This window comes from Lentzea sp. NPDC042327, from assembly GCF_040647275.1.
In the GTDB taxonomy this organism is placed as follows: Bacteria; Actinomycetota; Actinomycetes; order Mycobacteriales; family Pseudonocardiaceae; genus Lentzea.
Map to the genome: position 1 here is coordinate 201,673 of NZ_JBEZBX010000013.1, position 23,759 is coordinate 225,431.

A 23,759-nucleotide genomic window follows, 5' to 3' on the forward strand; every position below is an offset into this window, starting at 1 on the left:
CGAAGCACCGATGAGCACTCCGCGACTGCTCTCAAACCGCTACGAACTGGGTGAGACCCTCGGGTACGGCGGCATGTCCGAGGTCCACAAGGGGCGGGACGTCCGGCTCGGCAGAGACGTGGCGATCAAGGTGCTGCGCGCTGACCTCGCCCGCGACGCCCAGTTCCAGGAGCGGTTCCGGCGCGAGGCGCAGAACTCGGCTGCTCTGAACCACCCGGCGATCGTCGCGGTCTACGACACCGGCGAGACGCAGACCGAGTACGGCCCGCTGCCCTACATCGTGATGGAGTTCGTCGACGGGCGGACGCTGCGCGACATCGTGAAGACGCAGGGACCGCTGTCGGGCAAGCGCGCGATGGAGGTCATGGCCGACGTCTCGGCCGCGCTCGACTTCAGCCACCGCCACGGGATCGTCCACCGCGACGTGAAGCCGGCGAACGTGATGATCACGAAGTCCGGCGCCGTGAAGGTGATGGACTTCGGCATCGCCCGCGCGCTGCACGACGGCCAGGCCGCGGTCACGCAGACCGCCGCGGTGATCGGCACGGCCCAGTACCTGTCGCCGGAGCAGGCTCGCGGCGAGTCCGTGGACGCGCGGTCCGACGTCTACGCGGCCGGCTGCGTGCTGTTCGAGCTGCTGACCGGGGAGCCGCCGTTCACCGGTGACTCGCCCGTCGCGGTCGCGTACCAGCACGTGCGGGAGGACCCGAAGGCGCCGTCGTCGCTGAACCCGAAGGTGTCGCCGCAGCTCGACGCGATCGTGCTGAAGGCGATGGCGAAGGGCCCGGCCAACCGCTACCAGTCCGCCGCGGAGATGCGCGCGGACCTGGTGCGCGTGCTGTCCGGCCAGCGCCCGTCCGCGCCCGCCGTCATGACGGCCGAGGACCGCACGGCCGTGATGAACGAGCAGTCGGCCTCGCGTTCCGCGCGCACCCAGGTCGTGAACGGCGGCCGGCACCGTCCGGCGGCGTTGAAGTCGGAGCCGGACGACGACTACGACCCGATCGCCGACGAGGAAGAGGAGCGGCGCGCCAAGCGCAAGAAGACCATCATGATCGCGTTGGTGGTGTTCCTGTGCATCGCCGTGCTCGGCCTCGCCGCGTGGATCACCACGAGTCTGATGAAGCCGGGCGACAGCGACACCCCGGAGAAGGTGCCGGTGCCCGCCGTCGTCGGCATGGAGCCGTTGACGGCCAACGACAAGCTGACCCAGTCCGGGCTGAAGCCGAAGCAGGAGCTGGTGCCCTGCGAGCCGGGTGCGAACGGGGCCGCGGCGCCGTGCACGTCCGAGCAGATCGGCAAGGTCATCGGCACGAACCCGCCGGAGGGCACCTCGCTGCTGAAGGGTGCCGAGGTCGTCGTGCGCGTCGGTTCGCCGCCGGGCGAGGGTGCCGTGCCGGACCTGAAGGGCAAGACTCCGAACGAGGCCCAGCAGATCCTGGACAAGGACCCGAACGGCTTCAAGGTGCAGCAGAGCACCGACACGGTCGAGACCGACGACCCCAACAAGGTCGGCAAGATCGTGCAGCAGAATCCCGAGTTCGGCCTGAAGCTGAAGAAGGGCGGCACGATCACCATCAGCCTGGGCAGGGCGCCGGACAAGCAGAACGTGCCCGGTGTGGTGGGGCAGGACCTGGAGACCGCGCGCCAGACGCTGGAGGGTTCCGGCTTCAAGGTCAACGTGGCGCAGGCGGACAGCCAGAAGCCGCAGAACGAGGTCATCTCGCAGACCCCGCAGGCCAACAGCAAGGCCGTCAAGGACGCCACGGTCACGCTGACGGTCTCGAAGGGCAACCTGATGGAGATGCCCGACCTGACCGGCCTGTCGCAGAAGGACGCGGAGACCAAGCTGCGGGCGCTCGGCTGGAACGGCAACTTCAACGTCGACGAGCAGCAGGTCCAGCCCGGTTCGCCGCAGAAGGACAAGATCATCTCGCAGCAGCCGGCGAAGGGCTCGCCCATCGGCAAGGGCGCCGCGGTCACGGTGGTCATCGGCCGGACCGGGCTCCTCCCGACCAACTGATCGGCTCATACGAGAAGAGGCCCCCTCCCGGCGTCGGGAGGGGGCCTCTTCTCGTGTGAGCTACTGGCGGGCCGCGGCGGCGAGCGTGCGCATGCCGTTCTCCAGCTGCGCGACCGTGGCCTCCGGCACCTCGTACCCGCAGACCTTCAACCAGTTGGCGAGCATCCGGTGGCCGCCGTCGGTGAGCACCGACTCGGGGTGGAACTGCACACCCTCGACCGGGAGCTCCCTGTGCCGCATGGCCATGACGATGCCGGTCTCGGTCTTGCCGGTGACCTCGAACTCGGCGGGGATCGTCTCCGGCAGCACCGTCAGCGAGTGGTAGCGGGTGGCGATGAACGGCTTCGGCACCCCGTTCAGCACGCCGGCGCCCTCGTGGAAGACGATGCTCGTCTTGCCGTGGAGGAGCTCCGGCGCGCGGTCGACGGTGCCGCCCCACACCACGCCGATGGCCTGGTGGCCGAGGCAGACGCCGAAGACCGGCTTGCCGGTGTCGGCGCACTTCTTGATGACGTCGATGCTCGACCCGGCGCGCTCGGGTGTGCCCGGACCGGGGCTCACCAGCACGCCGTCGACGCGGTCGATCTCGGTGAGGTCCACCTCGTCGTTGCGCCGCACGACGCACTCGGCCCCGAGCTGGGCGAGGTACTGGACGAGGTTGTAGACGAAGCTGTCGTAGTTGTCGACCACGAGCACGCGCATGAAGAGAGCCTAGTCGGTCCCGTCGAGTGAGTTAGCTCTCGTCTTCATTGAGGTAAGGCTTCCCTAAAATAGGTGTCATGAGTCGTCCCTTGCGCGTCGCTGTGATCGGCGCGGGTCCGGCCGGTGTGTACGCGGCCGACATCCTCACCAAGTCCGACGTCGACGTGCAGATCGACCTCTTCGAGAAGCTCCCCGCGCCGTACGGCCTGGTCCGCTACGGCGTCGCGCCGGACCACCCGCGCATCAAGGGCATCGTGACCGCGCTGCAGAAGGTGCTGGACAAGCCGTCCGTGCGCTTCTTCGGCAACGTCGAGTACGGCGTCGACCTCAAGCTCGACGACCTGCGCCAGTTCTACGACGCCGTCATCTTCTCCACCGGCGCCTCCGCCGACCGCGAGCTCGACATCCCCGGCATCGACCTGCCCGGCAGCTTCGGCGCCGCCGACTTCGTGTCCTGGTACGACGGCCACCCGGACGTCCCCCGCACCTGGCCGCTGACCGCGACCGAGGTCGCCGTGCTGGGCGTCGGCAACGTGGCGCTGGACGTCGCCCGCATCCTCGCGAAGACCGCCGACGAGCTGCTCGTCACCGAGATCCCCGCCAACGTGCACGCGGGCCTCGCCGCCTCCCCCGTCACCGACGTGCACGTGTTCGGCCGCCGCGGCCCGGCCCAGGCGAAGTTCACGCCGCTGGAGCTGCGCGAGCTCGACCACTCGCCGAACGTCGAGGTGATCGTGCACGCGGAGGGCATCGAGTTCGACGAGGCCTCGATGCACGCGATCCGCACCAACAAGCAGGTCGAGATGATCGTGAAGACCCTGCAGGAGTGGGCGATCCGCGACGTCGGCAACCGCCCCCGCCGGCTGCACCTGCACTTCCTCGAAGCACCGGTCGAGGTGCTGGGCACCGACGGCGTCACCGGCCTGCGCACCGAGACGCAGGAGCTGACCGGCGACGGCGGCGTCCGCGGCACCGGCCGGTTCACCGACTGGGACGTGCAGGCCGTGTACCGCGCGGTCGGCTACCTCTCCACGCACCTCGCCGACCTCCCGTTCGACCACGTCTCCGGCACGGTCCCGCACCTCGCGGGCCGCGTGCTCGACCTCGACGAGGTGCCGATGCCCGGCACGTACGTCACCGGCTGGGTCAAGCGCGGTCCGATCGGCCTGATCGGCCACACCAAGGGCGACGCGCTGGAGACCATCACGAGCCTGCTGGAGGACGCCGAGTCGCTCCCCCGCGCCACCTCCCCCTCGCCGGACGCCGTCGTGCAGTTCCTGGAGCAGCGCGCCGTCCCGTTCGTCACGAACGAGGGCTGGCGCAAGCTCGACGCGCACGAGATCGCATTGGGTGCCGAGCAGGGCCGCGAGCGCGTGAAGGTCGTGCCGCGCGAGGAGATGACCGCCATCTCGAACGGCTGAGCCCGTTCTCCGATGAAGCCGCCACCACGCTTGACGTGGTGGCGGTTTCAGCTTTTCCGGTCGCGCCGATGCGGACACCGGGTGCGTGAACACCGATCTCGGTCGCGCGTGCGGTGGACGAGATCCTGGGGCAAGACCGTGAACGACGACCTGCGCAAGCGTTTGGCATTCTTCAACGCCGAGCTGACCGACGGCCGGCTCGACAGCAGGGACACCGTGGGGTTCGCCTGCGACCTGCTGCTCGCGGGTCTGGACACCCCGGCGGTGCGGGAGCTGGCCGGTGAGTCACCGGTTCAGCAGCGCATGAGCGAGACCTACGACCTGGCCCGGCAGATGCTCGTCGAGCTGGGCGTCGAGCCGATGACCTCGGAGCAGGCCGAGTGGTTCCTCGGCAGGGACGCCGCGCGGAAGGTCCTCGCCGGCGAGCCCCGTGCGGAGTGGAAGGACCGCACGTTCCACATCACGTTCCAGTTCTCGCGCGAGGACGACGACGTCTACTGGGCGTTGGGGCAGTACGACACGGACCCGGAGCCGTTCCGCGCCTACGTCCGCGAGTACCTGCGCCTCGCGGAGGCGCACCTCACTGGGTGGTGACGTTGTTGAACGGCAGCAGCGGTTCGGCCCACGGGAACACGACGAACATCAGCAGCGCCACGATGCCGAGGACGAGGACGACCGCCTCGGCGACGCGCAGGAACAGCGGGCCCGGCAGGTGCCGCCAGATCCAGCCGTACATCAGGCCTCCGTCATCTCGGGCGGCACGAAGCCGTCGGCGACCGGGTAGCTCTTGGTCTCGATGGCGTGCACGATCAGGCGCTGCTTGTCGGAGAACCGCGGGTGGCAGGTGGTCAGGGTGAGCAGGCGGGCCTGCTGCTCCGGCGGCACCGCCGCGTTCGGCTGGTGCGGGACCGGGGCGATGACCTCGCCCTGGCTCGGCACCACGATCTCCTGGCCGACGGTCTTGGCGTAGGCCTCGCCCAGCGTCGTGGACAGCGGGGCGATGCCGGTGCAGGCGGCTTCCTTGGCCTTCGGGTTGTTCGCCCAGCCGGCGACCTCGTTCTTCATCGGCAGGACCCGGTAGACGAACCACTGGGTCTGGGTCTGCACGACGATCGCGTTGCAGGACTCCAGCAGGTCGAGGTCGTTGAACGGCGCACCCTTGCCGACGCGGTGCCCCGCGATGGAGAAGTTGCCGGGCTGGCCGGGCTGCGCGGTGTCCTTGTAGTGGCCGGGGCCGATCTCGAGGTGCTTGTCGGTGGTGCCCTCGACGACGGAGAACTTCCAGTCGTTGCCGAAGACGGGGATGTACATCTTCGCGAAGGCCTTGCCCTCGATGAGGTTCAGCTGCGACTGGCGGTTAGGGTCGGCCGGGGGCGGCGTGACGGTGTTCGAGTTCCACTCGGAGTCGAGCGCCGCGGTGACCTCGTCCTGCTTCTGCGCGGAGAACAGGTCGGTCACGTAGACCTCGTAGACGACGAACAGCAGCACGACGAGGCCCATCGTGATGAGCACCTCGCCGAAGCCGCGGACGGCCTTGCGGCGGAAGCTCTCCGGCGGGAGCGCGTCCTTCTCGTCCTCGTCGTAGTAATCGTCGTCGTCGTAGTACTCATCGTCGTAGTCGTCCTCGACCGGCTCGATGATCTCCGTCGGCGGGTCGACCGGCCGTGGACGGGGGCGCTGCGGTGCTCCTCGGGGCGGACCCTGGGGCGCGCCGGGGGGCGGGCCGGGCCGCCAGCCGTTCTGCGGACCGGGTGCCTGCGGGCCGAATGCCTGCGGGCCGGGCGCCGCGCCGCGGGGCACGCCTCCCGGTGGGGTCGGCTGCGGGCCCTGCGGCGGGCCGGGGTGGCGCGGCGGAGCGGTGGGCGGGGGCAGGCTGCCGGAGAAGGCACTGGTGAACTGCGTGGCGTCCGCGGGCGGCAGCGGCTGCGGTGAAGGTGCCGAGCGCACGTGCCGCAGGTCGTCACGACGGGGTGCAGGACGCCGTGGAGGCGGCTGCTGCGGTCCCGAGTTCACCTGAGAACCTCCGCGCGGACTGTGAACGGATTACAACTGCGTCTGCCAGGTGGTTCGCTCACCACCTCGGCTACGTTAACGTGTCTGCTGAGTAGTGCACGTAAACTCGCGCACTCAGAGACATCCACGTCAGGCGAGGACAGCATGCCCAAGTCCAAGGTCCGGAAGAAGGCGGTCTACACCGCACCCACTGACCGCCGTACGCCGGTCAAGGTCAAGGCAGCGGGGCCGTCCCACCCGGTCTACGTCGTCATCATGCTCGGCTTCATGCTGCTGGGCCTCGCGTGGCTCGTCGTGAACTACATCGCGGCCGAGAAGATCCCGTTCATGCTCGAGCTGGGCGCGTGGAACTTCGCCATCGGCTTCGCGCTGATGATCATCGGTCTGCTGATGACGATGCGCTGGCGGTAAGTCCGCCCCCTGTCACGACTGGTCATCGACGGCCCGGACGTTCACTCGTCCGGGCCGATGTTCGTCCATGCCACGTTCACCTGGTTCACGTGGGCGTCACCGAAGCACATGGTTGTAAGTCATCCCCATTGGGGACAACCCCTGTGGACAACTTTGCGCGAAATTGCACAAGCGCCTCTTCCGCACTTCAGTTGTCCACATTTCATGCGGGACACTCGACGCTGTGACTCGCTCCTGGTCCACTCCCGCGCCGCTCGTCGCCGCCGCCTGGGTGTCCGCCGCCCTGCTCGCGTTCGCCACGGTCATCACCACCGAGAACGCCGGCCGTCTCCTCGTCGGGCTGGCAACGCTGCTGGTCAGCTACCTCGCCGCGTTCGCCTCCCTCGCCCGCCCGCGGCTGAGCGCGGACGCGAACGGCATCGCGGTGCGCGGGTTCGCGAGCACCACGCACCTGGCGTGGCACGAGGTGAAGGTCAAGCTGCAGCACACGCGCAGGCTCGGCCGGGAACAGCAGGCGTTGGAGCTCGACGCCGACGACCGTCTCGTGGTGCTCACGAAACTGGACCTCGGCGCCGACCCGGTAGAAGTGGCGAGCGTGCTGCACGCACTGCGCCCGTGACTCAGATCCCGATGAGAGTCCTGAGCTCGCTCGCCCGCAACGCGAACATGCCCACCAGCAACACGACCGCGGCCGTCACGGCCCCGAGCTGGTAGAGGTTCCGGTTCTCGCGCGGTGCCTTGACCATCGCAAGCGTCAGCAGGCCGCCGATCACGAACCCGCCGAGGTGGGCGAGCAGTGAGGCGTTGGTGAAGAGGTTCGACACGAGGTTGATCACCACGATCACCACGACCGTCGAGATGTCGCGCTTCTTGCGCCGCCACACGACGATCAGCGCGCCCATGATGCCGAACACCGCACCGGACGCACCGGCGAGCAGGCCACCGGCCGCACCGAAGTAGAACGCCGCCGCGTTGCCGCCCAGCAGTGCCAGGAAGTAGACGAGGGTGAACCGCAGCCGGCCCAGCTCGGGCTCGACGCTCGACCCGGCGATGTAGAGCACCGCCATGTTGAGCACCAGGTGCCAGAGGCCGATGTGCATGAACCCCGAGGTCAGGATTCGCCACCACTCGCCGTTGGCGACGAGGACGGGCTGGAGCGCGGACTCCAGGAAGATCGCGGAACGCTGGTTCAGCAGCGGGTTACCCGCCTGCACCGCGGTGACGACGAACGCGAGCGCGTTCAGCACGATCAGCACGGGCGTGACGACCAGGCGTCCGTCGGTCTGCTCGGCCCCCACCAGGGTCTGCGAACGCCGGCCCGACCTGCGGCCCTCGTTGACGCAGTCGACGCACTGGCTGCCGACGGCGGCCTCGCGCAGGCAGTCCGGGCACGCCGGACGGTCGCACCTCGTGCAGCGCAGCCGGGTGGGCCGATCGGCATGACGTGCGCAGACCGGCATCTCCGGCTGCGCTCCGATCGGCCCGTCCGGTGGGACCAGAGCGTCGCTCACGCGCGTTCGATCGTGACCCGCTCGATCTTGATGTCGTTGACCGGGCGGTCGTTCACGCCGGTCGCCGTGCCACCGATGGCGTCGACGACGTTGCGCGACTCCTGGTCGGCGACCTCACCGAAGATCGTGTGCTTGAAGTTCAGCCACGTCGTGGGCGCCACCGTGATGAAGAACTGGGAGCCGTTGGTGTTGGGCCCCGCGTTCGCCATCGCCAGCAGGTACGGGCGGTTGAACTGCAGGTCGGAGGTGAACTCGTCGGCGAAGCGGTAGCCGGGGCCACCGCGGCCGGTGCCGGTCGGGTCACCGGTCTGGAGCATGAAGCCCGCGATGACGCGGTGGAACAGGGTGCCGTCGTAGAACGGACCCGACTTCGTGCCGCTCGCGTTCGCTTCGGTGTACTCCTTCGAGCCCTCGGCGAGCCCGACGAAGTTCGCCACCGTCTTGGGGGCGTGGTCGGGGAACAGGGTGAGCCGGATGTCGCCCTGCGTGGTGTGCAGGGTCGCCGTCACCTTGGTCCCGACGAAGGATTCATTGCTGTCAGCCACCACCCCATCGTGCCATCACGGGCGGAGATGTTCAGAAACGGGCACGATGGGTACCTCTATTGACATCACCGGACGACAACGTGTGGAGCAGAGGATGGACGAGGTGGACGTCATGACCCGCGCCGGCGAATCGGTTGGCAAGGCTGTCGGCACCGGTCTGAAGGCCGCGCGTGAGGGTGTCGTTCGCGCTGGTCACGTCGCAGAGGTCAAGCTCGCCGAGCGTGGCATCACGACCGACCAGGTCCGCGGCGCACTCGTCGACCGCGCCGACCAGCTCATGGGCAAGGCGGAGGACTGGGAGAAGCAGACCCGCAAGTCCCGCAAGCGCCTCGCCAAGAAGAGCGCTCAGACGCGTGCCGACCTCATGACCAAGGCCGAGGTCGTGCGCAAGGAGGTGCGGAAGGCGGCCAAGCACGCCAGGAAGGACGCCAAGGTCCGCGCCAAGGAGCTCCGCAAGGCCGCGGCGAACCTCGGTGCCGAGGCTCCGAAGCGCCGCCGGTGGCCGTGGGTGCTGGGCCTGCTCATCGCGGCCGCGGCAGCCGGCTACGTCGCACTGACGCGGCGCCCCGAGGAGGTCCACCTGCACGAGGAGGAGCAGGCCCCGCACGCGGAGCCCGTCCTCAACGGCCAGGTCCCGACCCAGAAGGAACCCGTCAAGTAGCTACAACCCGAGGTTCTTGATCGCTTCTTCCGCGATCCGACGAGCCTTGATCGACTGCTTCTGGTTGGTAATGACCACGACAGCGGCGTCGCTCTTCGCCACGGCGTAGACGACGCCGCTGTTGCTGCTCACGTACCCCCCGGTCCACCCGGTGGGTGAGTTGGCGGGCTGTGAACCGTCCGGCGCCGCCTCGTTCACGATCTTCTTGGCGACCCCTTGGTCGCCCGCGTACACGCGCACGGTCAACTGGACCTCAGTCGCGTTGGCGTAGAAAAAACACGCCGGGTGCGGTTCGTCCGTTGACAGTTTCACTTTCGGCACCCGCTGCCCGTTCGCCTCGGCCACGAACGTCGTCGGCAGGTAGGGGCACGCGCCGTCCTTCACGGGCTGTGGCGCGGGGGGCACTGCCGGTGCTGCGCTGGTCGTGGTCACGACCGGCGGAACGGACGTGGCGGGCACCGGCACGTTCTGGGCGACCTGGGACCCGCACGCGGCGAGGACGCCGAGCAGGGGCAGCAGCAGTGCTCGTTTCATAGGGGCAACAGTCAACCAGATACCGATGGCGCCTCTACCGGCACACTCTAAATTGGTCCATACCTTTTGTGCCCTGTTACCCGCCCCTCGCCTCGGAAGGACCCGAGACCATGGAGTTCCTGGAGCAACGACGAGAGCACGCCCTGGGGCTGTTCCGCATCGTGATCGGACTGTTCTTCGTCATGCACGGCGTGCAGAAGGTGATGAAGGGAACCGAGCTGCTGTCCTGGCCGGCCGGCCCCATGAGCCTGATCGAGCTGATCGGCGGCGGTCTCATCGTCATCGGCCTGTGGACCCGCTGGGCAGCGCTGCTCAGCTCGGGCGCCATGGCCTACGCCTACTTCATCGTGCACCAGCCGAAGGGCCTGCTCCCGATCCAGAACGGCGGCGAGCTCGCCGCGGTCTACTCGTGGGCGTTCCTCCTGCTGGCCTGCACCGGTGCCGGCGCCTGGTCGATCGACAAGCTCCGCCAGTCCTCGAAGCAGCGCACCCTGGCATCTGCCTGACACACCCTTCACCACCCTTTCGAAGCCCTGTTCGCAACGCCGCGAACAGGGCTTCCGCCTTGCACTCCCGTAAATGGGCCACCGAAGGCGAGCCTGGTGAGTCCTGGCGAAGGAACCGCGAAGGCGAGTCTGGCCGGGTTCTCGGCGAAGGGCTGAGGGCGGTGCGCGGCTGAGGGTCCGGCGCGAACAACGCGGCGAGTCCGACGGAAGCCAAGGGCAAGTCCGGCCGGGAATCTGGCGACGCCCAACGCGGGTCTGGCCGGGAAATCCGGTCTGGGCTCGGCCTGGGGGTCCGGCGAGGCCGAAGGCCAGCAGGACCGGGGGTCCGGGGAGGCCGAAGGCCAGCCGGGCCGGGGGTCCGGGGGCGGAGCCGCCCGGCCGGGGTCTGGGGGCTCGGCCCCCAGAAAACACTCGGAACGTAAAAGGCTCGCGCTCTTTGCGAGCACGAGCCGGTGATACGTGGAGACGAGGGGAATCGAACCCCTAACCCCCGCCTTGCAAAGGCGGTGCTCTGCCAATTGAGCTACGTCCCCGAGACCTTGGGGGCGACGCGGCAGGCCGCCCGCGAGATCGAAGCTCAGTCGGTGGGGGCAGTCGCCTCGCGCCACAGGTCCGCGTCGGCCTTGGCGGAACGGCTGCGCTTCACGAAGAACAGGACCGCACCGGCGACCACGACGAGCGCGATGAGCTTCTTAGCCACTCTGAACCCCTCCAACAAGACTGTGATGGCCCCGACGTACCGCACAGCCTACAGGCTTCGCAGATGTCCAGCCGGGGCTCTGGAACTCGAAATCCAGACAGAAACGATGATGATTCGAGAGAAGTTCGAATCGAGTGGGCCTAGGAGGACTTGAACCTCCGACCTCTTCATTATCAGTGAAGCGCTCTAACCGCCTGAGCTATAGGCCCTCGATCAACTGTCACCCTCTCGGGGCGACGAGGAAGACCTTACAGGATCGTCCTCGCCGCTCCCAAATCGGGGGTCACTCTCGCTCGGAGAGCGTCAACTCCAAGCCACCGGCCAGATCCGCGGACACGTTGTAGACGAACGCGCCGACGGTCGCGAGGGCGGTGAACAGCACGATGTTGACCGCGCCGATGATCGCCGAGACGCCGAAGACGCGACCGGCGCTGATCAGCGGTTCCCCCGGCTCGTTGGCCTGGAGGAGGTCGTTCGCGGTGCTGTTGATCTTGTCCCAGACGCCCATGCCGTGCAGCACGCCGTAGAGCACGCCGACGGCCACGAGCCAGACGAAGAACAGCGCGACGCCGAGCACCAGGGCCAGCTTGAGCACCGACCACGGGTCGACGCGCTTGATCTGGAGCGAGGCGCGGCGCGGGCCGCGGCCGGGACGGCGGGCCGACGGGGTGGACGCGGCGGGGCGTGCGCCGCCCGTGCCGAGGTTCACCGACGTGCGGCTGCTGCCCAGGCCGACCGGGACGGCCGAGCCCCCGACCACGGGCTTCTGCACCTTCACGGTGTCCGGGTCGGTGTCGGGGAACGCCGGGGCGGGCTCCGACGCCGACGGCACGGGCGGTGCGGTCGGGGCCACGTAGGCGTCCTGCTGGGTGCCCTCCGTGTCATTCGTCACGCGCTGCCAGGGCGGCGGCGTGGTGACGGCCGGCTCCTCCGCCGGTGCGGCGGGTTCGGCGGCCGGCGCCGCCACCGCGGCCGTCTTCTCCTCGGCCGGAACGGCCTTGGCCGTGTCGGCGGAGACCGGCTTCGTCTTGTCCTGGGCCGAGGTGTCCTGCCCGTTCCCACCCGAGGAACCGGAGGCCGCGGGCGCGGTCTTCCCGGCGTCGTCGGCCGACTTCGCCGCGGATTGCGGCGTCGGCTTGGTGATCACCGCGGTCTTGTCCGCGTCCCGGCCTTCGCGGTTCTCGGGTGGAGTCACGAGCTTGTCCTTGGCCTCTCGCTGATGCCCGACTACTCAGCCGAGTCGGTCGGGGTTTCTGCCTGGTCGGCGGCAGAGCCCTCCGCGGCAGACGTCTCATCGTTAACGACGTCGCTGGGCTCATCCGCGTTGCGTGCGACCGCGATCAAAGTGGTGCTTTCGCCGAGGTTCATCAGCCGCACGCCCTTCGTCTGCCGGCCTGCCTTGCGCACCTGCTCGGCGCGGGTGCGGATGACCCCGCCGCTCGAGGTGATGGCGTAGAGCTCGTCGTCGACGTCGACGATGAGCGCTCCGACCAGCCTGCCACGTCGGCGGTCGTGCTGAATGGTCAGCACACCCTTGCCGCCCCGACCCTGGACCGGGTAGTCCTCGATCGGAGTTCGCTTCGAGTACCCACCGTCCGTCGCGACCAAAACGAAGAGACCCTCCTGGACGACGCCGACGGAAAGCAGCTCGTCGTCGGCGTTGAACCGCATGCCCTGCACGCCCGAGGTGGCGCGGCCCATGGGGCGCAGCACGTCGTCGGTCGCGTGGAAGCGGATCGACTGGCCGTCCGCGGACACCATGAGCAGGTCGTCATCAGCCGAGCACAGCACGGCTCCGACCAACTCGTCGTCCTCGCGCAGGTTGATGCCGATTAGTCCACCCGATCGGTTGGAATCGAAGTCGGACAACTTGGACTTCTTGACCAAACCCTTGCGCGTCGCGAGCACGAGGTACGGCGACACGTCGTAGTTCTTGATCTGGATGACCTGCGCGATCTCCTCCTCCGGCTGGAACGCGAGGAGGTTCGCGACGTGCTGGCCGCGGGCGTTGCGGTTGGCCTCGGGCAGCTCGTACGCCTTCGCGCGGTACACCCGGCCCTTGTTCGTGAAGAACAGGATCCAGTCGTGGGTGGAGCACACGAAGAAGTGGGCGACGATGTCGTCCTGCTTGAGCTGCGCGCCCTGCACGCCCTTGCCGCCGCGCTTCTGCGCCCGGTAGAGGTCGGTCTTGGTGCGCTTCGCGTAGCCGGTGCGGGTGATCGTGACGACCACGTCCTCGACCGCGATCAGGTCCTCCATGGACACGTCGCCGTCGAACGGGATGATCTTCGTGCGGCGGTCGTCGCCGAACTTGTCCACGATCGCGATGAGCTCGTCGCGGACGATCTTGCGCTGCCGCTCGGGCTTCTCGAGGATGTCGGCGAGGTCCGCGATCTCCAGCTCGATCTCGGCCAGCTGGTCGATGATCTTCTGGCGTTCGAGGGCGGCCAGGCGGCGGAGCTGCATCTCCAGGATCGCGTTGGCCTGGATCTCGTCGACCTCGAGGAGGTCCATCAGGCCCGTGCGCGCGATGTCCGGGGTCTCGGACCGGCGGATCAACGCGATGACGGCGTCGAGCTGGTCGAGCGCCTTCACCAGTCCGCGCAGGATGTGGGCGCGCTCTTCGGCCTTGCGCAGGCGGAACCTGGTCCGCCGCTGGATGACCTCGATCTGGTGCTTCACGTAGTGGCGGATCATCTGGTCGATCCGCAGCGTGCGCGGCACGCCGTCGACCAGCGCCAGCATGTTGACGCCGAACGAGTACTGCAGCTGGGTGTGCTTGTAGAGGTTGTTCAGCACGACCTTGGCCACCGCGTCGCGCTTGAGCGTGATCACGATGCGCATGCCGATGCGGCGGTTCGACTCGTCGGCGATGTTCGCGATGCCGGTGAGCTTGCCGTCGCGCACCAGGGCGGCGATGTTCTCGACCAGGTTGTCCGGGTTGACCTGGTACGGCAGCTCGGTGACGACCAGGATCGTGCGGCCCTTGGCGTCCTCGTCCATCTCGACGACGGCGCGCATGCGGACCGAGCCGCGGCCGGTGCGGTAGGCGTCCTCGATGCCGGAGGTGCCGAGGATCTGGCCGTACGTCGGGAAGTCCGGGCCCTTGATCCGGGCGATCATCGCTTCGAGGGTCTCCTCGTCGGAGGCCTCGTGGTTGTCGAGCGCCCACACGACGCCCTCCGCGACCTCGCGGAGGTTGTGCGGCGGGATGTTGGTCGCCATGCCGACCGCGATGCCGGAGCTGCCGTTGATCAGCAGGTTCGGGATGCGCGACGGCAGGACCGTCGGCTCCTGGATGCGGCCGTCGTAGTTGTCGCGGAAGTCGACGGTCTCTTCCTCGATGTCGGCCAGCATGTGCATGGCCAACGGGGAGAGCCGGCACTCCGTGTACCGCATGGCGGCGGCGGGGTCGTTGCCCGGCGAGCCGAAGTTGCCCTGGCCCTGGATCAGCGGGTAGCGCAGCGCCCACGGCTGCGCGAGGCGCACCAGCGCGTCGTAGATCGCCGAGTCGCCGTGCGGGTGGTAGTTGCCCATCACGTCGCCGACGACGCGGGCGCACTTGTTGAAGCCGCGGTCGGGACGGAAGCCGGAGTCGAACATCGAGTACAGAACGCGGACGTGCACGGGCTTCAACCCGTCACGCACGTCCGGCAGCGCACGACCCACGATGACGGACATCGCGTAGTTGATGTACGAGTTCTGCATCTCCTGCTGGATCTCGACCGGCTCGATGCGGTCGTGGTCCGGCGGCAGAGTCGTCTCGGTCACTGTTCTCTTTCCTTCTCGCCAGAAACGCCAGGACGCCTAGGTGCGCAAGCCGGACTCAGATGTCCAGGAACTTGATGCTCTTGGCGTTGCGGGTGATGAACGAACGGCGTGCCTCGACGTCCTCGCCCATGAGCACGCTGAACAGCTCGTCGGCGGTGGCCGCGTCGTCCATGGTGACCTGCCGCAGGATCCGGTTCGCCGGGTCCATCGTGGTCTCCCACAGCTCCTCGGCGTTCATCTCGCCGAGACCCTTGTACCGCTGGATGTTGTCGTCCTTGCCCAGGCGCTTGCCGCCCTCGAGGCCCGCCTTGATCACGGCGTCGCGCTCGCGGTCGGAGTAGACGTACTCCGGCTCCGCGCGCTGCCACTTGATCTTGTAGAGCGGCGGCTGCGCGAGGTAGACGTGGTTGTGCTCGATGAGCGGCTGCATGAAGCGGAACAGCAGCGTGAGCAGCAGCGTGCGGATGTGCTGGCCGTCGACGTCGGCGTCGGCCATCAGCACGATCTTGTGGTAGCGCAGCTTCGACAGGTCGAACTCGTCGTGGATGCCGGTGCCCAGTGCCGTGATCAGCGACTGGACCTCGGTGTTCTTGAGGACGCGGTCGATGCGGGCCTTCTCGACGTTGATGATCTTGCCGCGGATCGGCAGGATCGCCTGGTACATCGAGTCGCGCCCCTCCTTGGCCGAGCCGCCTGCCGAGTCGCCCTCGACGATGTAGAGCTCGCAGCGCTCCGGCTCGGTCGAGCGGCAGTCCTTGAGCTTGCCGGGCAGGCCGCCGATGTCGAGCGCGCCCTTGCGGCGGACCAGCTCGCGGGCCTTGCGGGCGGCGATGCGGGCCTGCGCCGACGACACCGACTTGGTGACGATCGCCCTGGCCTCGTTGGGGTGGCGCTCGAACCAGTCGGCCAGGTGCTCGTTCGTCGACTTCTGCACGAACGACTTGGCCTCGCTGTTGCCCAGCTTGGTCTTCGTCTGGCCCTCGAACTGGGGCTCCTTCAACTTCACCGAGATGATCGCGGCGAGACCCTCGCGGATGTCGTCACCGGTGAGGTTGGTGTCCTTCTCCTTGAGCAGCTTCTTCTCGCGCGCGTACTCGTTGACGACTCGCGTCAACGCGGCGCGGAAGCCCTCCTCGTGCGTGCCGCCCTCGTGCGTGTTGATCGTGTTCGCGAAGGTGTAGACCGAGGCCGTGTAGCCGGTGTTCCACTGCATCGCGACCTCGACCTGCAGGTCCTCGCCCTGCGCCTCGAAGCCGATCACCTTCTGGTGCACGGCCTCGCGCGTGTGGTTGATGTGGCGGACGAAGTCCTCCAGACCACCCGGGTAGTGGTAGACGCGTTCCTTCACCGCGGCCTGGTGGCCCTCGGCGTCGGCCTCCTCGTCCTCCTCCGAGACCCGCTCGTCGCGCAGCACGATGGTGATCCCCTTGTTGAGGAACGCCATCTCCTGCAGCCGGCGTGCGATCGTCTCGACGTTGTACTCGGTGGTCTCGAAGATGTTCGGGTCCGCCCAGAACGTGACGGTCGTGCCCGTCTCGTCGGTCGGCTCGCCCTGGCGCAGGTCGTGCGCGGGCTTCGAGTTCTCGTAGCGCTGGCTCCAGACGTAGCCCTGGCGCTTGATCTCGACCTCGACGGCCGTGGACAGCGCGTTCACCACGGAGATGCCGACGCCGTGCAGACCGCCGGACACCGCGTAGGAGTCGCTGTCGAACTTGCCGCCCGCGTGCAGCACGGTGAGCACGACCTCGACGGTCGGCTTGCCCTCGACCGGGTGCACGTCGACGGGGATGCCGCGGCCGTCGTCGATGACCCGGACGCCGCCGTTGGCGAGCAGGGTGACGTCGACCGTCGTCGCGAAGCCGGCCATCGCCTCGTCGACCGAGTTGTCCACAACCTCTTGGACGAGGTGGTGCAGACCGCGCTCACCGGTCGAGCCGATGTACATGCCCGGCCTCTTGCGCACTGCCTCAAGACCCTCGAGGACGGTGATCGAGGACGCGTCGTACTCATTCTTCTTAGCTGACACGGGCCTGGAGTCTCCTCGCTGATGCGGGCGGGGCCCGCACTGTGTTCCCCGACTTCCCGGGTTGTGGTGACGCTCTCCCCTGATTCTACCGGGGCACACCGACAGAACGGGGTCAAGGACACCTTTGATTCGGTCACAGACGCCCTCAAGCGCGCGTGGATGGGTGCGGACGGCCGAAAAGGGGGTTCAAATCCCCAGGTGAACGCTCATTGAGCCACAGAACGGCCGCTGAGCCCTTGACAGCGGCTCACCCGTAGGTGTCACGCGGGCCGCGGCCGGGAACGTGCCTGGGCCCGTGACGCCAGTTGGGTGCGTCGGGGCCCTTGATCCTGAGCCGGGTCACGACACCGTTGCCGACCCCGGCCGCGATCCTCTTCAGCAGGTCGCGCTGGAGCAGGCGCAGCTGGGTGGCCCACGCCGTGGACGACGCCTGGACCGTCAGCTCACCGTCACTGAGAGTGATCGGCTGCGCGTGCTCGGCGAGCTCCTCCCCCACCAGCTTCGCCCACCGCCCGAACACCTGGCCGCCCTGCAGCTGCTCGACCCAGCCGCGGTCCGCGGCGATCCGCGACGCGATGCGGCCGATCGCCTGGGGGTCGCGGTCGTCCGGTCCCGGCCCCGACCAGCGCCGACGGCTGCGGTTGACCGGTCGGCCCTTCGCCTTGCTGCCGGGCGTGCGGCCGCGGGCCTTCGCACTGGCCTTCGCGGCCTCCAGCGCCGCCCGCGCGAGGTCCGAACCGCGCAGCTGCTCACCCTCAGGTGTGAATGAACCTGTGGACAAGTCCCGATTTGTGACGGAGTTATCCACACCATCCACAGACTTGTCCCCAGATGTGTGGGCGGACACACCCGATCGAGCTACATCTTGGGGGTCCGCACCCCCGGAGTCAGGCCTTCGCTCAGACACGCCGCACCTCCCCGCCGTGCACCTCGAACCGGGCGCCGCTGAGCTCGTCCGGCACGTCCTCCGCCACCGCGGCGGTGATCAGCACCTGCTCCGCGGCGGCAGCGACCTTCGCGAGCTGCCGGCGCCGGCCGCGGTCGAGCTCCGCGAACACATCGTCCAGCACGAGCACCGGTTCGATGCCGTCGACACGCATGAGCTCGTACCCGCCGAGCCGCAGCGCGAGCGCGAACGACCACGACTCTCCGTGACTGGCGTAGCCCTTCGCGGGGAGCTCGCCCAGCGTCAGCTCGAGGTCGTCGCGGTGCGGGCCAACCAGGCACACCCCCCGTTCGATCTCCTGCCTGCGCACCCGGTCCAGCTCGGCGAGCAGCAGGTCCTCGATGCTCTCCCGGTCCTCCGGCAGGTCGCCGACGCTCGACCGGTAGGAGATGAGCGCCGGTCGCGACTCCGGCGCCACCTCCGCGTAGGCCGTGGTCACGTGGTCCGCCATGTCGCGGACCAGCTTCAACCGCGCGGCCAGCAGCTCGGCGCCGTGCTTGGCCAGGTGCCCGTCCCAGACGTCGAGCGTCGACAGGTCGGCCGACCTGCTGTGCTTCACCGTCTTCAACAACGCGCTGCGCTGCTTCAGCACCCGGTCGTAGTCGCTGCGCACGCCCGCGAACCTCGGCGAGCGCAGCACCAGCACCTCGTCGAGGAACCGCCGCCGGTCCCCCGGATCGCCGCGCACGAGGGAGAGGTCCTCCGGCGCGAACAACACGGTCCGCAGGATGCCGAGCACGTCGCGCGGACGCGGGACCGGACCGCGGTTGATCCTGGCCCGGTTCGCCTTGCCCGCCGTGATCTCGATCTCGACGAGCAGCTCGCGGTCGTCGTTGACCACGGCCGTCCGCACGACGGCGCGCTGGGCGCCGTGCCGGATCAGGGGTGCGTCCGTGGCGACGCGGTGCGAGCCCAGCGTCGCCACGTACCCGAGCGCCTCGACCAGGTTCGTCTTGCCCTGGCCGTTGCGCCCGACGAGCACCGACACACCGGGCTCGAAGGCCAGGTCGGCCCGCTCCCACGAGCGGAAGTCGCTGACCTGGAGGTGTCTGACGTGCACCCGTTAGCCCTGGGTGCTGCCCGAACCGGACGACGGACCGGCGAGGTGCACCGAGTGACCGCCGAACTGGTTGCGCAGAGCGGCGACGGCGCGCATGGCCGGCGAGTCCTCTTGGCGGGAGGTGAACCGGGCGAAGAGCGCGGCGGAGATCACCGGCAGCGGCACCGCGTTGTTGATTCCCTCCTCGACGGTCCACCGGCCCTCGCCGGAGTCCTCGACGTACCCGCGCAGGTCGTCGAGCTCCGGGTCGGACTCGAGCGCGCGCACCAGCAGGTCGAGCAGCCACGAGCGCACGACCGTGCCGCGCTGCCACGCCGTGATGACGCCGGGCACGTTGTCGACGACATCGGTCTTGTCGAGCAGTTCGAAGCCCTCGGCGTACGCCTGCATCAGGCCGTACTCGATGCCGTTGTGCACCATCTTCGAGTAGTGGCCGGCACCGACCTTGCCCGCGTGCGCGAAGCCCTCCTCGCGCGGACCCTCGGGGCGGAGCGCGTCGAAGATCGGCTGCGCCTGCTCGACGTGCTCGGCGGCACCGCCGACCATGAGCGCGTAGCCGTTCTCCAGGCCCCACACGCCGCCGGACACACCGCAGTCGAGGTAGCCGATGCCCTTCTCCGCGAGCAGTTCGGCGTGGACCTGGTCGTCGGTGAACTTCGAGTTGCCGCCGTCGATGACCAGGTCACCCGGCTCCAGCAGCTCCTTGAGCTCCTTGACCGTGTTCCTGGTGATCTCGCCGGCCGGCACCATCACCCACACCGTGCGCGGTGCTTCGAGCTTGGACACCATGTCCGCCAGCGACTCCGAGTCGCTGACCTCCGGGTTGCGGTCGTAGCCGATCACCTCGTGACCGGCACGGCGCACCCGCTCGCGCATGTTGAAACCCATCTTGCCGAGGCCGACGAGTCCGAGCTGCACGGTGTTCTCCCCTAACGTTTCTGGTACCCGGTAAGGGTTTTCTCAGCCGGGAAGGCGGACGGGCATCAGCAGGTACAGGTAGCCCGGCGCCACGTTCCCATCCTCGTCCACCGGCTTCAGCAACGCCGGTCGGCTGGGTGTGGTGAAGGACAAGTGGACCTTCTGCGTGCGGACGGCACCGAGGCCGTCGAGCAGGTAGCCCGGGTTGAACGCGATCGTGACCGGCTCGCCGGTGTACTCGACCGGCAGCTCCTCCTCGGCCGACCCCTCGTCGTCGCCACCGGCGGACAGGCGCAGGCCGCCGTCCACGAACTCGAGGCGGACCTGGGTGCCGCGCTCGGCGACCAGCGACACGCGCTTGATCGCCTGCTGCAGGGCGTCGATGTCGATGATCGCCGCGGCCGAGTGCTCGGAGGGCAGCAGCTGGCGGTACTTCGGGAAGTCGGCGTCGAGCAGGCGGGTCGTCGTGCGCTTGCCGGAACCGGACAGGCCGAGCAGCCCGTCGTTGGCCGCGAGCGACATCTCGACCTTGCTGCCGCCGGAGCCGAGCGTCTTGGCAGCGTCGCCGAGGGTGCGGGCGGGGACCAGGACGGCGACCTCGCCGAGGGACGCGTCGGGCTCCCACGGGAACTCGCGCATCGCCAGGCGGAACCGGTCGGTCGCCACGAGGGTCAGCTTGCCCTCGCCGATCTCGACCCGGACGCCGGTGAGCATCGGGAGCGTGTCGTCCTTGCCGGCCGCGACGGCGACCTGGCTGACCGCCTCGCCGAAGACCTCGCCGGGGAGCTCACCGATCAGCTGCGGCATGGACGGCAGCGCGGGGTAGTCCTCGACCGGCATCGTCGGGAGGCTGAACCGGGCACTGCCACAGCTGATCGTCATGCGAGCACCGTCGACCGCGATCTCGACGGGGTGGTTCGGGAGCGCCTTGGTGATGTCGGCGAGCAGACGGCCGGAGACGAGGGCGCGGCCACCGTCGGCGATCGTGGCGGGGACACCGACCTGGGCGGAGACCTCGTAGTCGAACCCGGAGACGGTCAGCGAGTCTTCCGATTCCGCGTCGAGCAGCACGCCGCCCAGCACGGGAACGGGCGGACGGGACGGGAGGCTGCGTGCGACCCAGGCGACGGCGTCGGCCAGGCCGTCGCGCTCGACGCGGATCTTCATGAGGCGTCCTTTCCTCGACAGTCGACAAGCCCGACCACGACAACGTGCCAGTGGGGGTGGGGGAGCCTCGTCCCGGCCTGAGTGTCCTCGATGGCCGAGGGCGGAGCACCACGGTAGAGCGTCCTGGCCCTCCGCGTCACTTCGGGGTTCGGGCACCGATCCCCGGGAGCCGTCCACGCTGTTTTGCTTTTGAAGAACTTCTCTTGAAGAGATCAACAGCAGTAACAGTAGGGGCTGTGGATTGTGTGGACATCCCTTGAACGCCCAGGTCAAGACACCTCACCCCATGTGGACTACAGGGGGATGGCACCCGGGGACAAACCGGCGCACCCGGGGACAGCCAGTTGTACACAGGTCTCGATCCACAGATCGTCCACAGTTGTCCCCGGGTGCGTCCCCGGGTGCGGGGCAGTTGTACCCGGGTGTTCAACAGGCTTTCGTGGCCGGATCGTGGCCCGGGTCTCACACTTTTCCAGTTGTCCCCACCCCTTCGAGTGCGCGGGCAGACGATGTTGCCCGCTCCGCACCCGGTTGGACCTCCTCCACGCCTCCTCCACCCGGGCCCGGCCGCCCCTCTCCACCCGGGTCGCGCGGCGCTCCCCCGTCCCCTCCCTGGGTGTGCGGGGACCCCGCGGCCGCTCCCGCCCCGGTGAGAGCTCACCGCGTGGCGCGGACGCGGCGCGAAGAAGAAGGGGTCCCTCCGCGGTGGAGGAACCCCTTGGCGTCTTACCCAGGTGGGATCAGGGAGCGTGGCGGGCGCGCTGCTTGATCCGGGAGGTGAGCTCCTGGACCTGGTCGTAGATGCGCCGGCGCTCTGCCATCTCCTTGCGGATCTTCTTGTCCGCGTGCATGACGGTCGTGTGGTCGCGGCCGCCGAACGTCTGACCGATCTTCGGCAGCGACAGGTCGGTCAGCTCGCGGCACAGGTACATGGAGATCTGCCGTGCCTGCGCGAGCGCCTTCGTCTTGCCGGGACCGCACAGGTCGTCGATCGAGACGCCGAAGAACTCGGCGGTGACCGCCATGATCGTCGGGGCGGTGATCTCCGGCGCGTGCGAGTCCGGGATGAGGTCGCGCAGCACGATCTCGGCGAGCTGGATGTCGACCGGCTGGCGGTTGAGCGACGCGAACGCCGTGACGCGGATGAGCGCGCCCTCCAGCTCGCGGATGTTCCGCTCGACGCGGGAGGCGATGAACTCCAGCACGTCGGCCGGGGCCGCGAGCCGGTCCTGGGCCGCCTTCTTGCGCAGGATCGCGATCCGGGTCTCCAGCTCGGGCGGCTGGATGTCCGTGATCAGGCCCCACTCGAACCGCGTGCGCAGGCGGTCCTCCAGCGTCTCCAGCCGCTTGGGCGGCCGGTCGCTCGACACCACGATCTGCTTGTTCGTGTTGTGGAGCGTGTTGAACGTGTGGAAGAACTCCTCCTGCGTGCCTTCCTTGCCCTCCAGGAACTGGATGTCGTCCACGAGGAGGACGTCGATGTCCCGGTAGCGGCGCTGGAAGGCGACCTTGCGGTCGTCGCGCAGCGAGTTGATGAAGTCGTTGGTGAACTCCTCGGTCGACACGTACCGCACGCGCATGCCGGGGAACAGGCGCTGGGCGTAGTGCCCGACGGCGTGCAGCAGGTGCGTCTTGCCGAGGCCGCTCTCACCCCAGATGAAGAGCGGGTTGTAGGCGCGGGCCGGTGCTTCGGCCACCGCGACCGCGGCGGCGTGGGCGAACCGGTTCGAGGCGCCGATGACGAACGTGTCGAAGTTGTACTTCTCGTTCAGCCGGGTCTGCGACGGCGACGGGTTCGCGGGCCGGGTGTACGGCATGTTCCCGTTGGGCGGTGCGGCCGTGGCCGAGCTCGCGGAGTTGAACGTCGGCCAGATCTCGGTGACGGCGGCGAGCGCGTCGCCGGCTTCGTCGACCTCGTCCGAGTCGCTGCCCTCCGCAGGCTCCGCACCCTCGTCCACGGGGCCGGGCGTGTCGCCGGTGACGACGACCGGAGGGACCGGCGCGACCGGAACGGGCTGCCCCACCTGCGCCGCCTGGACGGCGTGGACCGAGATCGGCGCGGTCGGCGGGCTGACCGGTTCCGGGGAGTCGACCTTCACCGCCAGCGAGACGGAACGGCCGAGCCTGCGGGACAGCGCGTCGGTGATCGGGTCGCGCAGCGCGCGTTCGATCGCCTCTTTCGCGAAGTCGCTCGGTGCGGCGAGCAGGGCGGTCCCGTCCAGCAGACCGATCGGACGGGTGACCCTCATCCACGCGCGCTGCTGAGGGGACAGGTGGCTCGCGGCCAGCTCCTGCACCACCTCGGCCCACACGTGACCAAGGTCGACCTGCTGGTTCGACACCCCGCGCTCCCCTCCCCTCCACCGGAGTCCGTGACTCCACATGTGGACACGGAGAATAGAGGTATCCACAGAGTTATCCACAACTGTGCACTAAAAGGTGCGTTGTGTAGCCGGTGCTGGCGGCTCCCACACCGGCCCGGCACGCGCGAGGGAAGAACGGTAACAAGGGTGCGGGCGCCCGACAAGACGTGGCTTGGCCCACCCCGATTTGGTCGCGGCACCCGGGGGTGCGTACCCTCAGATGAGTCTCCCGCTTGCGACGGGCGCCTTTCGCGCGCCTACGTCTACTGCCGTCGGGGACGACCACAGAGGCTTTGTCAGCAGTGAAGCACCGGGAGAACCGACCGTGAGCAAGGGTAAGCGCACCTTCCAGCCCAACAACCGCCGCCGCGCGAAGACGCACGGCTTCCGGCTGCGCATGCGGACCCGCGCCGGCCGCGCCATTCTGGCCGCGCGCCGCAGCAAGGGCCGTGCCACGCTGTCTGCCTGACAGCTGGTAAGC

General features: G+C 68.7%; 22 protein-coding genes, 2 tRNA genes and 1 pseudogene. 8 read left to right on the plus strand and 17 right to left on the minus strand.

What is annotated here, in order from left to right:
- Positions 1 to 10: 10 nt before the first annotated feature.
- Positions 11 to 2,023, plus strand: a complete 2,013-nt coding sequence (pknB, locus tag AB0A63_RS29800; protein WP_360397072.1) for a Stk1 family PASTA domain-containing Ser/Thr kinase — start codon at positions 11 to 13, stop codon at positions 2,021 to 2,023.
- A gap of 60 nt (positions 2,024 to 2,083) precedes the next feature.
- Here the strand turns inward: pknB and AB0A63_RS29805 are convergent, their stop codons facing one another.
- Positions 2,084 to 2,725: an aminodeoxychorismate/anthranilate synthase component II gene (locus AB0A63_RS29805; RefSeq protein WP_360397073.1), complete on the minus strand. Its 642-nt coding sequence runs from the start codon at positions 2,723 to 2,725 to the stop codon at positions 2,084 to 2,086.
- A 104-nt stretch (positions 2,726 to 2,829) separates the two neighbouring features.
- Here AB0A63_RS29805 and AB0A63_RS29810 point away from each other — a divergent pair, with 104 nt between their 5' ends.
- Both AB0A63_RS29810 and AB0A63_RS29815 read left to right on the plus strand, forming a co-directional pair.
- Positions 2,830 to 4,146, plus strand: a complete 1,317-nt coding sequence (locus AB0A63_RS29810; RefSeq protein WP_360397111.1) for a pyridine nucleotide-disulfide oxidoreductase — start codon at positions 2,830 to 2,832, stop codon at positions 4,144 to 4,146.
- A gap of 108 nt (positions 4,147 to 4,254) precedes the next feature.
- Positions 4,255 to 4,740 carry a hypothetical protein gene (locus AB0A63_RS29815; protein WP_360397074.1) on the plus strand — a complete coding sequence of 162 codons (486 nt, stop codon included), beginning with the start codon at positions 4,255 to 4,257 and terminating at the stop codon, positions 4,738 to 4,740.
- On the opposite strand, the gene AB0A63_RS29820 is transcribed toward AB0A63_RS29815, so the two are convergent.
- Together AB0A63_RS29820 and AB0A63_RS29825 are read right to left on the minus strand one after the other, a co-directional pair.
- Positions 4,727 to 4,882, minus strand: a complete 156-nt coding sequence (locus AB0A63_RS29820; protein WP_360397075.1) for a hypothetical protein — start codon at positions 4,880 to 4,882, stop codon at positions 4,727 to 4,729. The genes AB0A63_RS29815 and AB0A63_RS29820 overlap by 14 nt on opposite strands.
- Positions 4,882 to 6,093 (minus strand): class E sortase, encoded by a 1,212-nt coding sequence (locus AB0A63_RS29825; RefSeq protein ID WP_360397076.1) that lies wholly within the window; start codon positions 6,091 to 6,093, stop codon positions 4,882 to 4,884. The genes AB0A63_RS29820 and AB0A63_RS29825 overlap by 1 nt, the downstream gene beginning before the upstream one ends.
- Before the next feature lie 210 nt (positions 6,094 to 6,303).
- On the opposite strand from AB0A63_RS29825, the gene crgA reads away from it, so the two are divergent.
- Both crgA and AB0A63_RS29835 read left to right on the plus strand, forming a co-directional pair.
- Positions 6,304 to 6,570 carry a cell division protein CrgA gene (gene crgA, locus AB0A63_RS29830; RefSeq protein ID WP_065915483.1) on the plus strand — a complete coding sequence of 89 codons (267 nt, stop codon included), beginning with the start codon at positions 6,304 to 6,306 and terminating at the stop codon, positions 6,568 to 6,570.
- Positions 6,571 to 6,793: 223 nt separating this feature from the next.
- Positions 6,794 to 7,189 carry a PH domain-containing protein gene (locus AB0A63_RS29835; RefSeq protein WP_360397077.1) on the plus strand — a complete coding sequence of 132 codons (396 nt, stop codon included), beginning with the start codon at positions 6,794 to 6,796 and terminating at the stop codon, positions 7,187 to 7,189.
- A 1-nt stretch (position 7,190) separates the two neighbouring features.
- On the opposite strand, the gene AB0A63_RS29840 is transcribed toward AB0A63_RS29835, so the two are convergent.
- Both AB0A63_RS29840 and AB0A63_RS29845 read right to left on the minus strand, forming a co-directional pair.
- A complete protein-coding gene (locus tag AB0A63_RS29840; RefSeq protein WP_360397078.1) occupies positions 7,191 to 8,081 on the minus strand; it encodes a rhomboid family intramembrane serine protease in 891 nt (296 codons plus the stop codon).
- Positions 8,078 to 8,626 carry a peptidylprolyl isomerase gene (locus tag AB0A63_RS29845; protein WP_360397079.1) on the minus strand — a complete coding sequence of 183 codons (549 nt, stop codon included), beginning with the start codon at positions 8,624 to 8,626 and terminating at the stop codon, positions 8,078 to 8,080. Before AB0A63_RS29845 ends, AB0A63_RS29840 begins: the two co-directional genes overlap by 4 nt.
- 94 nt (positions 8,627 to 8,720) lie before the next feature.
- On the opposite strand from AB0A63_RS29845, the gene AB0A63_RS29850 reads away from it, so the two are divergent.
- Positions 8,721 to 9,287, plus strand: coding sequence for a hypothetical protein (locus AB0A63_RS29850; RefSeq protein WP_360397080.1), 567 nt, complete (start codon positions 8,721 to 8,723; stop codon positions 9,285 to 9,287).
- Here AB0A63_RS29850 and AB0A63_RS29855 read toward each other — a convergent pair whose 3' ends face one another.
- On the minus strand, positions 9,288 to 9,821 hold the full coding sequence (locus tag AB0A63_RS29855; RefSeq protein ID WP_360397081.1) for a DUF2020 domain-containing protein: 534 nt from the start codon (positions 9,819 to 9,821) through the stop codon (positions 9,288 to 9,290). It lies immediately after the preceding gene.
- Positions 9,822 to 9,931: 110 nt separating this feature from the next.
- On the opposite strand from AB0A63_RS29855, the gene AB0A63_RS29860 reads away from it, so the two are divergent.
- Positions 9,932 to 10,327, plus strand: coding sequence for a DoxX family protein (locus tag AB0A63_RS29860; RefSeq protein ID WP_360397082.1), 396 nt, complete (start codon positions 9,932 to 9,934; stop codon positions 10,325 to 10,327).
- 460 nt (positions 10,328 to 10,787) lie between these two features.
- Here the strand turns inward: AB0A63_RS29860 and AB0A63_RS29865 are convergent.
- From AB0A63_RS29865 to dnaA, 11 genes and pseudogenes are all read right to left on the minus strand, one after another.
- Positions 10,788 to 10,860, minus strand: a tRNA-Ala gene (locus tag AB0A63_RS29865).
- Positions 10,861 to 10,907: 47 nt separating this feature from the next.
- Positions 10,908 to 11,027, minus strand: a pseudogene (locus AB0A63_RS29870) (DLW-39 family protein); the annotation flags it as partial.
- A gap of 135 nt (positions 11,028 to 11,162) precedes the next feature.
- Positions 11,163 to 11,236 (minus strand) — tRNA-Ile (locus AB0A63_RS29875).
- A gap of 74 nt (positions 11,237 to 11,310) precedes the next feature.
- Entirely contained in the window at positions 11,311 to 11,994 is a 684-nt protein-coding gene (locus AB0A63_RS29880; protein ID WP_360397112.1) for a DUF3566 domain-containing protein, read from the minus strand.
- 260 nt (positions 11,995 to 12,254) lie between these two features.
- Positions 12,255 to 14,798: a DNA gyrase subunit A gene (gyrA, locus tag AB0A63_RS29885; protein WP_360397083.1), complete on the minus strand. Its 2,544-nt coding sequence runs from the start codon at positions 14,796 to 14,798 to the stop codon at positions 12,255 to 12,257.
- A gap of 55 nt (positions 14,799 to 14,853) precedes the next feature.
- Positions 14,854 to 16,824 carry a DNA topoisomerase (ATP-hydrolyzing) subunit B gene (gyrB, locus tag AB0A63_RS29890; RefSeq protein ID WP_360397084.1) on the minus strand — a complete coding sequence of 657 codons (1,971 nt, stop codon included), beginning with the start codon at positions 16,822 to 16,824 and terminating at the stop codon, positions 14,854 to 14,856.
- Positions 16,825 to 17,071: 247 nt separating this feature from the next.
- Positions 17,072 to 17,605: a DciA family protein gene (locus AB0A63_RS29895; protein WP_360397085.1), complete on the minus strand. Its 534-nt coding sequence runs from the start codon at positions 17,603 to 17,605 to the stop codon at positions 17,072 to 17,074.
- A gap of 118 nt (positions 17,606 to 17,723) precedes the next feature.
- Positions 17,724 to 18,830 (minus strand): DNA replication/repair protein RecF, encoded by a 1,107-nt coding sequence (recF, locus tag AB0A63_RS29900; protein WP_360397086.1) that lies wholly within the window; start codon positions 18,828 to 18,830, stop codon positions 17,724 to 17,726.
- 3 nt (positions 18,831 to 18,833) lie between these two features.
- A complete protein-coding gene (gene gnd / locus AB0A63_RS29905) occupies positions 18,834 to 19,748 on the minus strand; it encodes a phosphogluconate dehydrogenase (NAD(+)-dependent, decarboxylating) (protein ID WP_360397087.1) in 915 nt (304 codons plus the stop codon).
- Between the two features lie 42 nt (positions 19,749 to 19,790).
- Complete coding sequence (gene dnaN, locus AB0A63_RS29910; RefSeq protein WP_360397088.1) at positions 19,791 to 20,915, minus strand: DNA polymerase III subunit beta; 1,125 nt, start codon at positions 20,913 to 20,915, stop codon at positions 19,791 to 19,793.
- A gap of 740 nt (positions 20,916 to 21,655) precedes the next feature.
- Positions 21,656 to 23,257 (minus strand): chromosomal replication initiator protein DnaA, encoded by a 1,602-nt coding sequence (dnaA, locus tag AB0A63_RS29915; protein ID WP_360397089.1) that lies wholly within the window; start codon positions 23,255 to 23,257, stop codon positions 21,656 to 21,658.
- A 346-nt stretch (positions 23,258 to 23,603) separates the two neighbouring features.
- Between dnaA and rpmH the strand changes: the two genes are divergently transcribed.
- Positions 23,604 to 23,747: a 50S ribosomal protein L34 gene (gene rpmH, locus AB0A63_RS29920; RefSeq protein ID WP_030465619.1), complete on the plus strand. Its 144-nt coding sequence runs from the start codon at positions 23,604 to 23,606 to the stop codon at positions 23,745 to 23,747.
- Positions 23,748 to 23,759: the final 12 nt, after the last annotated feature.

Bases quoted from the DNA above. Each gene is read 5' to 3' on its own strand.
- pknB (WP_360397072.1), top strand. From the start codon at position 11: ATGAGCACTCCGCGACTGCTCTCAAACCGCTACGAACTGGGTGAGACC.
- AB0A63_RS29805 (WP_360397073.1), bottom strand. From the start codon at position 2,725: ATGCGCGTGCTCGTGGTCGACAACTACGACAGCTTCGTCTACAACCTC.
- AB0A63_RS29820 (WP_360397075.1), bottom strand. From the start codon at position 4,882: ATGTACGGCTGGATCTGGCGGCACCTGCCGGGCCCGCTGTTCCTGCGC.
- crgA (WP_065915483.1), top strand. From the start codon at position 6,304: ATGCCCAAGTCCAAGGTCCGGAAGAAGGCGGTCTACACCGCACCCACT.
- AB0A63_RS29850 (WP_360397080.1), top strand. From the start codon at position 8,721: ATGGACGAGGTGGACGTCATGACCCGCGCCGGCGAATCGGTTGGCAAG.
- AB0A63_RS29855 (WP_360397081.1), bottom strand. From the start codon at position 9,821: ATGAAACGAGCACTGCTGCTGCCCCTGCTCGGCGTCCTCGCCGCGTGC.
- AB0A63_RS29860 (WP_360397082.1), top strand. From the start codon at position 9,932: ATGGAGTTCCTGGAGCAACGACGAGAGCACGCCCTGGGGCTGTTCCGC.
- dnaN (WP_360397088.1), bottom strand. From the start codon at position 20,915: ATGAAGATCCGCGTCGAGCGCGACGGCCTGGCCGACGCCGTCGCCTGG.